At 78.6% G+C, this 11,072-nt stretch carries 3 protein-coding genes; all 3 read left to right on the top strand.

Annotated features, from left to right (window positions below; translation table 11 throughout):
- Positions 1-7,430 (top strand): hypothetical protein (locus A9X00_RS31285; protein WP_197515128.1); only part of this gene is annotated, 7,430 nt, incomplete at its 5' end.
- 77 nt (positions 7,431-7,507) lie between these two features.
- On the top strand, positions 7,508-10,108 hold the full coding sequence (locus A9X00_RS32495; protein WP_082975043.1) for a LuxR family transcriptional regulator: 2,601 nt from the start codon (positions 7,508-7,510) through the stop codon (positions 10,106-10,108).
- A gap of 147 nt (positions 10,109-10,255) precedes the next feature.
- Positions 10,256-10,993, top strand: coding sequence for a PE family protein (locus tag A9X00_RS32490; protein WP_082975045.1), 738 nt, complete (start codon positions 10,256-10,258; stop codon positions 10,991-10,993).
- The last annotated feature ends 79 nt before the right edge of the window (positions 10,994-11,072 follow it).

Raw genomic sequence — 11,072 nt, 5'->3', positions numbered from 1 at the left:
GCGCAGGGGGCGGCGGGGGAACGGGGGGGGGGGGGGGGGGGGGCGGCGCCGGCGCCACCGCGGGGGGGGGGGGCGGCAGCGGCGGCAACGCGGGCGCCGGCGGCGCCGGCGGCGCCGTCCCGACCAGCACCAGCACCCCCTATCCTGAGCCGCTCGGCAGCGGCTATGGCGGCTTGGGCGGCGCCGGCGGAATCGGCGGCAACGCCGGGAACGGCGGGGCCTCCAGCTCCGGTGCGGGCGGAAACGCCGGCATTGGCGGGGCAGGCGGCAACGGCGGCGTCGGCGGCGCCGCAACCGGTTACACGGGCGGGGGCGGCATTGGCGGCGACGCCGGCGGCGGCGGCAACGGCGGCGCAGGCGGTAGCGGCGCGACGCACGGAGGCGCGGGCGGGGCCGGCGGCATCGGCGGTGTCGGCGGGGCCGGCGGTCTCTGCGACAGCTATGGCAGCGCCGGCGGGGCCGGCGGCGCCGGCGGCACCGGCGGCAACGGCGGCGCGTCCGGCACCGACGCGGGCGGAGCCGCGGGCGTTGGCGGGGCCGGCGGCAACGGCGGCGCCGGCGGCATCGAGACCAGTACCCGCCCCGGGACCTTCGGAGCCGGCGGCGGCAACGCCGGCGCGGGCGGAGCGGGCGGCATAGGCGGTAGCAGCCCGACGCAGGCAGCCGACGGCGGCGCCGGCGGCGCCGGCGGTACCGGCGGGGCCGGCGGTCATGGCCACAACACGACCAACACGCCCGGCAACGGCGGTGCCGGCGGGAACGGCGGCGCCGGCGGAGACGGCCTCGCCGGAACCTCGGGCAACGGCGGCAACGGCGGCGCGGCGGGCGCGGGCGGCGACGGCGGACAGGCCGGCTTCAACACCTACCAACAGCTCAGTGGCAACCCCGCCGGCAGTGGCGGCGACGCCGGCAACGGCGGCAACGGCGGCAACGGGGGCTCCGGTGCCGCGTCGGGAATCGGCGGCAACGGCGGCAACGGCGGAGCCGGGGCGGCCGGCGGGGCCGGCAGCGGCAACGGATCGGGCTGGACCCTCGGCGGCACCGGCGGCCTCGGCGGCAACGGCGGCGAGGGCGGCACCGGCGGAAACGGCGCGACACAGGCGGGCGACGGCGGCGACGGCGGCGCCGGCGGCACCGGCGGTGCGGGCGGCACCTTCACCGTCGGCAGCGGCAGCGGCTCCTTCGGCAGCACCGGCGACGGCGGTCACGGCGGCGACGGCGGCAACGGCGGAAACGGCCTCGCCGGGACCTCGGGCAACGGCGGCAACGGCGGGGCCGCAGGCTCGGGCGGCGCCGGCGGGCAGGGCGGCTTCAACACCCCCACCGCCGGCAACGGCGGCGACGCCGGCCACGGCGGCAACGGCGGCAACGGCGGCTCCGGCTCCCCGTCGGGAATCGGCGGCAGCGGCGGCAACGGCGGCGACGGGGCAGCCGGCGGGGCCGGCGGCGCGGTCGCCGGGACCAGCAACGGCGGCAACGGCGGCCACGGCGGCGACGGCGGCGTCGGCGGTGTGGGCGCCGACGGCACCAACACCGGCGGTGCCGGCGGCAACGGCGGCAACGCGGGCGCCGGCGGCGCGGGCGGAGCCACCGCGCTCAGCGGCGGTTTCAGCGATGTCGGCGGCCACGGCGGCGACGGCGGCACCGGCGGCAACGCGGGCAACGGCGGGGCGTCCGGCAGCGGCGCGGGCGGCGCGGCCGGCGTCGGCGGGGCCGGCGGGGCCGGTGGTGTTGGCGGCGACTCGGCTGTCTACAACGGCGGCGGTGGCGGCAACGGCGGCAACGGCGGAACCGGCGGCATCGGCGGCGCGGGCGCGACGCACGCGGCCGACGGCGGCGCCGGCGGCGCCGGCGGCGCGGCCGGAGCGGGCGGCACCGGCACCAACATCACCAGCGGCACCGGCGGCCTCGGCGGTAACGGCGGGGCCGGCGGCGCCGGCGGAGATGGCCTCAACGCCGCGGCGGGCAGCGGCGCGACCGGCGGTGATGCGGGTAACGGCGGCGCCGGCGGGGCCGGCGGCGCCGGCGGCTCCGTATCCATCAGATACAGCGACGCCGGCAACGGCGGCTCGGGCGGCGTCGGCGGCAACGGCGGCAACGGCGGGACCTCCGACGCCGGCGCCGGTGGCACCGCCGGCAATGGCGGCGCCGGGGGCGCCGGCGCCGCCGGCGGCGACGCGCCCGGCCCGGTTGGCTCGGCCGGCCAGGGCGGTGCCGGCGGCAACGGTGGCAACGGCGGCACCGGCGGCGGCAGCCCGACCCAGGCGGCCGACGGCGGTACCGGCGGCGCCGCCGGCAGCGGCGGACAGGGCGGCGGCTCCGTCCGCGGTACCGCCGGTGGCGGCGGCGAAGGCGGCAACGGCGGAAGCGGCGGTGCGGCCGGCGCCGTGGGTGTCAGCGGAAGCGCCGGTAACGGCGGCAACGGCGGTGCGGCCGGCGCGGGCGGCGCGGGCGGCGGCGGCGGCGGCGCGGGCGGGAATGCCGGCGATGGTGGCAACGGCGGCCAGGGCGGGGCCGCCTCCGGGTCCGGGGTTGGCGGCAACGGCGGTAACGGCGGCGACGGCGCCGCCGGGGGGGCCGGCGGTGCGGCATCTGGGACCAACGGCCAGGGCGCTGGCGGCGGCGGCCTCGGCGGCCGCGGCGGCGCGGGTGGTGACGGCGCGAGCACGATCACCGGCGGTACCGCGGGCAACGGCGGTAATGGTGGTGCGGCCGGTGCCGGTGGTGCGGGCGGCGACGGCGACCCTAATACGACTGGCGGCCCCGGCGGCAATGCCGGCGATGGCGGCAACGGCGGCCTGGGCGGGGACGCCTCCGGCGCCGGGGGCGGCACGGCGGGTAATGGCGGCGACGGTGGTGCGGCTGGCGCGGGCGGCGCGGGCGGTCACGGCGGGCTCAGCGCTTCTGGCGGTAGTGGCGGCAACGCCGGCGTCGGTGGCGTCGGCGGTCAGGGCGGGGCGTCGCAGTCCGGGGATGGCGGTAACGGCGGCAACGGCGGTGACGGCGCCGCTGGCGGTGCCGGCGGGGTGTCGTCCGGGCAGTATGGCGCCGGCGGCGCCGGCGGGCTGGGTGGCAATGGCGGTGCGGGCGGCGCCGGCGGGGCGGGCGCCAGCGCCGGCGGGTCCGGCGGCACCGGCGGCGACGCGGGCGCCGGCGGGACCGGTGCCGACTCCGTCATCGGCACCGACGGCTATGCCGACGGCGGCGGCGCCGGCGGCGACGGCGGCACGGGCGGCCAGGGCGGCGCAGGCGGCGACAGCTCCACGCTTGCGGGCGACGGCGGCAATGGTGGTGTGGCCGGTGCCGGTGGCGCGGGCGGCTCGGGCGGCTTGAACGACGGTGGCGGCAAGGGCGGCAACGCCGGCGATGGTGGGGCCGGCGGTCAGGGCGGCGCCGCGTCCCCGTCCGGGGCCGGCGGCAACGGCGGCAACGGCGGGGATGGCGCCGGTGGCGGGACCGGCGGCACGGTGTCCGGGTACAACAGCTTCGCCGGCAACGGCGGATCGGGCGGCAGCGGCGGTGCGGGCGGTGATGGCGGGGCGGGCGCCAACGCCGGCGGCACCGGCGGCAACGGCGGCAGCGCCGGCGGCGGTGGCGCCGGTGGCGCCTCGTTGCTCGGCACCGCCGGCCACAGCAACGCCGCCGGCAACGGCGGCGATGGTGGCGTCGGCGGCAACGCCGGCAACGGCGGGGCGTCCAGCACCGGCGCGGGCGGAAGCGCGGGCAGCGGCGGGGCCGGCGGCAACGGCGGCACCGGCGGCGACTCACCGAACTGGTTCGGCGGTCTTGGCGGCAACGGCGGCGCCGGCGGGACGGGTGGCACCGGCGGCAGCGGTGCCACGCAGGCCGGCGACGGTGGTGCCGGCGGCGCCGGTGGTAGCGGCGCGGCCGGCGGGATCAACTCCGGTGGGGCCCGCAGCGACGCGGGCAGTGGCGGCACCGGCGGATCCGGCGGTGCGGGCGGGGATGGCCTGACCGGCACGGCCGGCAACGGCGGCAACGGTGGGGCGGCCGGCGCGGGCGGCGCGGGCGGCGCGGATGACCTGAACGCCGTAGCCGGCCAGGGCGGTCATGGCGGCAACGCCGGCAATGGCGGCAGCGGCGGCCAGGGCGGCTCCGGCGCCCCGTCCGGAATTGGTGGTAACGGCGGCAACGGCGGCGACGGGGCGGCCGGTGGGGCCGGCGGCGCGGTCGCCGGGTACACCAGCGGCGGCGGCAACGGCGGCCTCGGCGGCAACGGCGGCGTGGGCGGTGATGGCGGCGCGGGCACCGACACCGGCGGGTCGGGCGGCAACGGCGGTAACGCCGGCGCCGGCGGCGCCGGCGGCGCCTCCCTGGTCGGCAGCGACGGCTACACCAACACCGGCGGGGCCGGCGGCGACGGCGGCACCGGTGGCAACGCCGGCAACGGCGGGGCCTCGGGCACCGGGGCTGGTGGCAGCGCCGGCCACGGCGGGGCCGGTGGCGACGGTGGCGACGGTGGCGACTCCCCCATTTACAACGGCGGCGCCGGCGGTAACGGCGGCGGCGGCGGCAACGGCGGCACCGGCGGCACCGGCCCCACGCAGGCCGGCGACGGCGGCGCCGGCGGCACCGGCGGCACCGGCGGGGCCGCCGGCATTGGCGCCAATTTCACGCCCGCGGCCGGCAACGGGGGCGCCGGCGGCGCCGGCGGTAGCGGCGGGGATGGCCTTGGCGGCGGGGCCGGTACCGGCGCGAACGGTGGCGACGCGGGCAACGGCGGTGCCGGCGGCGACGGCGGCGGTGCCGGCGGCGCCGGCGGCCTCAGCGGCGGCGGCGGGGCCGGCGGCCAGGGCGGTACCGGCGGCGACGGCGGCGCCGGAGCCGCGGACACCGGTAGCGGTGCCGGCGCCGGCGGTGACGCGGGCAATGGCGGTGCCGGCGGGGCCGGCGGTAATTCGGGCGGCGCCGGCGGCCTCAGCGGCGGCGGCGGGGCCGGCGGCCAGGGCGGTACCGGCGGCGACGGTGGCACCGGTGCCGCCGACACCGGTAGCGGTGCCGGCGCCGGCGGTAACGCGGGTAGCGGCGGCAATGGCGGCGCGGGCGGGGCCGGTGGCGCCTCGTTCGGCACCGGCGACGCCGGCGGCCAAGGCGGTCAAGGCGGCGGCGGCGGACAGAGCGGCAGCGGTGGCAGCGGCGGCAGCGCGACGGCCAACGCCGGCAACGGCGCCGACGGCGGCCAGGGTGGACAGGGCGGCCAGGGCGGCGCCGGCTTCTCCACCTCTACGGACTTCACCGCCGGCTCCGACGGTGGCACCGGCGGCGGCGGCGGTGCCGGTGGCGATGGCGGCGCGAACGGCGCCGTCGGGGCGGGCGGCACCGCGGGCAACGGCGGCAACGGCGGTGCGGCCGGCGCCGGTGGCGCGGGCGGTCAGAGCGGCCTTGATGCCGCCGGCGGCAATGGCGGTATCGCCGGCAATGGCGGCCACGGCGGTCAGGGCGGGGACGCCTCGCCGTCCGGGGGCGGCACCGCGGGCAATGGCGGTGACGGTGGTGCGGCCGGCGCGGGCGGCGCGGGCGGTCAGGGCGGCCTCGACGCCCCCGGTGGCAGTGGCGGTAACGCCGGCGTCGGTGGCGACGGCGGTCAGGGCGGGGCGTCGCAGTCCGGGGTTGGCGGCAACGGCGGCAACGGCGGCGCCGGGGCCGCCGGCGGTGCCGGCGGGGTGTCGTCCGGGCAGTACGGCCTCGGGGGCGCCGGCGGGCTCGGCGGCAACGGCGGCGCGGGCGGTGACGGCGGGGCAGGCGCCAACGCCGGTGGCTCCGGCGGCCGCGGCGGCGACGCGGGCGCCGGCGGCACCGGCGCCGACTCCGTCATCGGCACCGATGGCCTTGCCGACGGCGGCGGTGCCGGCGGCGCCGGCGGTACGGGCGGCCAGGGCGGTGCGGGCGGCGACAGCTCCACCCTCGCGGGCAACGGCGGCAACGGTGGTGCTGCGGGTGCCGGTGGTGCGGGCGGCTCGGGCGGCTTGAACGACAGCGGTGGCAAGGGCGGCAATGCCGGCGATGGTGGCGCCGGCGGCCAGGGCGGGGCGGCGTCCCCGTCCGGGGTCGGCGGCAACGGCGGCAACGGGGGCGCCGGGGCCGCCGGCGGGGCCGGCGGCACGGCTTCTGGGTACAACAGCTCCCCCGGGGCCGGCGGGTTGGGCGGCAATGGCGGCGCGGGCGGTGACGGCGGCACCGGCGCCAACGCGGGCGGCGTGGGCGGCAACGGCGGCAACGCCGGTGACGGCGGTGCCGGCGCGGCCTCGTTGATCGGTACCGACGGCTCCACCAATGGCGCCGGTAACGGCGGCGACGGCGGTGCGGGCGGTAACGCCGGCAACGGCGGGGCCTCCAGCGCCGGTGCTGGCGGCACGGCCGGCAACGGTGGTGCCGGTGGCGACGGCGGTACCGGCGGCGACTCGGCCTACTACATCCCGGGCCACGGCGGCACCGGCGGCTCCGGCGGGGTCGGTGGCACCGGCGGCACCGGCGGGACACAGGCCGGCGACGGTGGCGCCGGCGGCGCCGGCGGCAGCGGCGCGGCCGGCGGCGCCAGCGCCGCCTACCAAAGCGTGGCCGGTAACGGCGGCGACGGCGGGACCGGCGGCACCGGCGGCGATGGCCTCAGCGGCGGCAACGCGGGCAACGGCGGCACCGGCGGAGCGGGCGGTCAAGGCGGCGCCGGCACCGGCGCCTCCAGCCCGGCCCATAGCACCGGCTCGACCGGCGGTCAGGGTGGCCAAGGCGGTACGGGAGGCGCTGGCGGCGCCGCCGGCCCGGGCGCAACCAACGGCGACGGCGGGGCCGGCGGGCAAGGCGGCCAGGGCGGCCTGGGCGGCGCCGGCTTTGCCGACGACGGGAGCAACGACGCCGGTACCGGCGGGCAGGGCGGCAGCGGTGGCAGCGGCGGCATCGGTGGTGCGGCCGGCGCCGGAACCGGCGCGCCCGGGGCGGCGGGTGCAGCGGGCGTCGGTGGCGTGGGCGGCCAGGGCGGCCAAGGCGGCGACACGACGACCAACGGTGACGTCGCAGGCGGCGGCGGCCAGGGTGGCCAGGGCGGTACCGGCGGTACCGGCGCCGACGGGACGGCCAGCGGCATTGACGGTGGCGACGGGGCCCTCGGTGGCCAAGGCGGCCAGGGAGGCACCGGCGGTTCCAACACGACGGGCACCGGCGGCATGGGCGGTCCAGGCGGTACAGGTGGCACCGGCGGCGCCGGCGGCGATGGCGCCGTCACCGGTGGCACCGGTGGCACCGGCGGCACCGGCGGTTCCGGTGGCACCGGCGGCACCGGCTCCGGCGGCACGCCCGGCACCGACGGGAGCGGCGGCAACACCGGCAACCCCGGCGACGCCCCCGTCGGCGCCACCGGCGGCCAGGGCGGCACCGGGGGCGACGGCGGCGCCGGCGGCCCCGGCTCCCCCTAGGCCTGAGCGGGTGTGACGGACTGAGCGGTCAGCCGATTACCAAGACGGAAACCGCTTCGCCTGGCTAACATTCGGGTGTGCTCGACCACTGGCCCATGATCGGGCGCGATCACGAGATCGGCGAGATAGTGCGCTCTCTCGCTGATGACGCGGTGCGCGGGGTTGCGGTGGCCGGCAAAGCGGGAGTCGGTAAGTCGCGGTTGGCTCGCGAGGCCGTCGCGGCGGCCTCGGCGGACGGGTGGACCGTTCGAAGCGTCGCTGCCACCGCGACGAGCCACCCCATCCCGCTGGGGGCCTTCTCGCAGTGGACGGACGACGTTCAGAGCGAGCCTTTTGCGTTGGCGCGCAGGGTCGTCGAGGCATTGACCGACGGCACGCACCCGGACCGGCTGCTGGTCTTCGTCGACGACGCCCATCTGCTGGATGACCTGTCCGCGCTCGTGCTGCACCAACTGGTGCACTCGCGGGCCGCGGCCGTGATCCTCACCGTCCGCACCGGCGAGGCGGCCCCGGCCGCGGTGACGGCGCTGTGGAAGGACGGCCTGCTGTGCGGTCGTGAACTGGAGCCGTTGACCCGCAACGGGATTGACGACCTCGTGGCGGCGGCCTTCGGGACCGCGCCGGACCGGAACTGTGCGAAAAGGCTCTGGCATCTCACCCGCGGAAACGTGCTATTCCTGCGTCAGCTCGTCGAACAGGAGTACCGAGCGGGTCGGATGGTGGCCCAAGATGGCGCCGTGCGTTGGGGTGCCGACACCGCGATCTCGGGATCCCTTGCCGAACTGGTGGACTCGCAGATCGGCGCCATCGCCGGCGACGTGCGGGACGTGGTGGATTTGGTGGCCGTTAGCGAGCCACTCGACTGGCACTGCCTGAGACTGCTCGCCGATCAGGACGCCATCGAAGAGGCCGAACAACGCGAACTGATCCGCACGTCCGGCGACGAGGTGTACGTCGGTCACCCGTTGTACGCCGAAGTCCGGCTGAATCGTTGTGGCGCTTCGCGTTTGCGCCGCCTTCGCGGCAAGGTGGCCACGGCGATGAAGGACGGCGGACGGGCCGCGAAGGTCGTCAAACGCGGACTGCTGTGGCTGGAGTCCGACCTTCCGCCCGAGCCGGAGGTGCTGTTGGCGGCGGCGACGGCCGCGAGTTCGCTGCTGGACTTCGAGACGGCGGAGCGGCTGTTCCGGGCCGCCGACGCCACCGGCATCGGCGCGCAGGCGCGAATCCCCCTCGCCTACTCGCTGTTCATGATGGAAAAGGGCGAACTTGCCTTGGAAGTCCTCGAGGGCGTGGAGGTCGACGAGGCGACCGAATCCGCCTTCATCAACGACGTGGTGATGCGCGCGTCAAACCTGATGTGGGGCATGCGATCACCCGAGCGGTCCTGGCGACTCATCGACGACGCGCTCAAGGCCTCGCACGGAGCGCGGCGGCAACAAGTCCTGGTTTTCCGCGCCAATCAGCTTGCGCTGGCGGCGCGGCCGACCGAGGTTCTCGCGACGATGGCCGACGTCGATTATCGGGACCTCGACCAGTACGGCGCGACGATGGCTTACAGCGTCGAGAGCATGGCCTACGGCGAACTCGGGCAACCCGATCAGGCCGTGGCCAAGGCCATCGAGGCCGACCAGGCGCTCACGTTGAGCGAGCAGGGCAAGTTCCTGCGCCAAACCTTGACCGAGTTTCACACGTTCGCCCTGGTCTCGGCGGGACGCATTCCCGAAGCCGTCGACGCGGCCGAACGCCACCGCACCGACCATCGCGACGAGCCGGCGGACGTGCGCGCGGTGGCGGCGGAGATCTTCGGCATGGTCATGCTGGCCGCCGGTGACCTCTGCGCGGCGCTGCGGCACCTGCCCCGCGAAATCGATGCCGAGATGGCCAACAGTTTCCACGTGGTGAACAGCTTCCACCGGTTCCACTTGCTGCGTGCGCAGGCGCTGGCCCGGTCCGGCGATACCGATGCGGCCGATCGCGCGCTTGTTACGGCGCGGGAGCATCGGCATCCGGCGTACGTGTGGGTCACGTCCACCGAATTGCTGACCGAGGCGTGGCTGGCGGCGGTGCGCTCGCGGCCCACCGAGGCGCGCCGGCTGGCCCGCCAGGCGGCGGAATTCGCGCGCGAGCACGATCAATTCGCCCGCGAGGTGTGGTGCTTGCAGACCGCGGTGCAGTTCGACGACACCGACGCAGCCGAGCGCCTGGCGGAGTTGGCCACCCGGGTCGAAGGGCCGCGCGCCACGGTCGCGGCGCGCTACGCGGCGGCGGTCAGAGCCGATGACGCGGCCGAACTCGACTGGGCCTCAGCCGAATTCGAGGTAATTGGCGACATGCTGGCCGCCGCCGACGCCGCCGGGCAGGCCGCTACAGCACACCGGCGGGCGGGCCGGGCCGGCAGCGCGATGAGCGCGGCGTCGCGTGCGCACCGGTTGGCGACTTCGTGTGGCGGCGCCACCAGCCCGGCGATCCGGGCCGCCTCCTTTGCGCCGCCGTTTTCCAACCGGGAGCGCGAGATCGCGGTGCTGGTGGCGCAGGGGCTGTCGAACCGCGAGATCGCCGACGCGGTGTCGCTGTCGGTGCGGACCGTCGAAAGCCACATCTATCGCGCGAGCACCAAGGCCGGGGTCAGCGGACGTTCCGGGCTCGCCGAGATGATGCGCAGCGCGGGCAGCTGAAACACGTTTTGCAGTAGTCGCTCGCCGAGGCGCCCGAAAATTGCAGTAGTCGCTCCCGGATCGAACCGGCGCTCGGGTGCCTGATCATCACCGTGACGTAGCGGCGGCACACGACGCCGCCGCTCGAACCGATGCATGGAGCCGGGCATGTCGTCTTTCGTGGTCACCACACCCGAGGCTTTGACCACGGCGTCCGCCGATCTGTGCGGGATCGGCGAAGCGATCCGGCACGCCACCAGCGCGGCGGCGGCGTCGACGACCGGGATCGCGCCGGCGGCCTCCGATGAGGTGTCGGCCGCGATCGCCGGATTGTTCGGCACCGTCGGCCAGGAGTTTCAGGGGCTGTCCGCCCAGTCCGCGGCGTTCCATGCCCAGTTTGTGCAGCTGTTGTCCTCCGGCGGCGGGGCGTACGCGGCCGCCGAAGCCGCCAGCGCCTCACCGCTGGGCGCCGCGGCCCAGCAGGGCCTCAAAGCCCTTGCCGCGGAGCCGTTCTCGCCGATCAAGGACCTGACCGGGCGCCCGTTGTTCGGCGACGGCGCCAACGGCGCGCCCGGCACCGGGCAGCCCGGCGGTGCGGGCGGCTGGCTGATCGGCAACGGCGGAAACGGCGGATCCGGCGCGCCGCCCTCAGGCCCCGCCATCAACGGCGGCACCGGCGGTAACGGCGGGGCGGCCGGGCTGTTGTGGGGCCACCCCGGCAGCGGCGGCGCCGGCGGGCCGACTGCCGGCCGCCGCCGGCGCGGCGGCCGCGGCGGGGGGGGCGGGGGGGGGGGGGGGGGGGGGGGGCCGGGGGGGGGGGGGGGGGGGGGGGGGGGGGGGGGGGGGGGGGGGGGGGGGCGGGTGGGGGTGCTAGTTCACGTGCGGCACCGGCGGCCTGGGCGGTAACGGGGGGGCGGGGGGCGCCGGCGGAGATGGCCTCAACGCCGCGGCCCGCGGCGCGACCGGCGGTGATGCGGGTAACGGC

This window comes from Mycobacterium sp. 1245805.9 (genome assembly GCF_001672915.1).
Lineage (GTDB): Bacteria > Actinomycetota > Actinomycetes > Mycobacteriales > Mycobacteriaceae > Mycobacterium.
Note: the sequence above shows the minus strand (reverse complement) of the source record. Positions and strands in the feature narration are given on the sequence as shown.

What these genes read in the sequence shown, in the direction of transcription:
- A9X00_RS32490 (WP_082975045.1), top strand. Translation starts at nt 10,256, where the DNA reads ATGTCGTCTTTCGTGGTCACCACACCCGAGGCTTTGACCACGGCGTCC.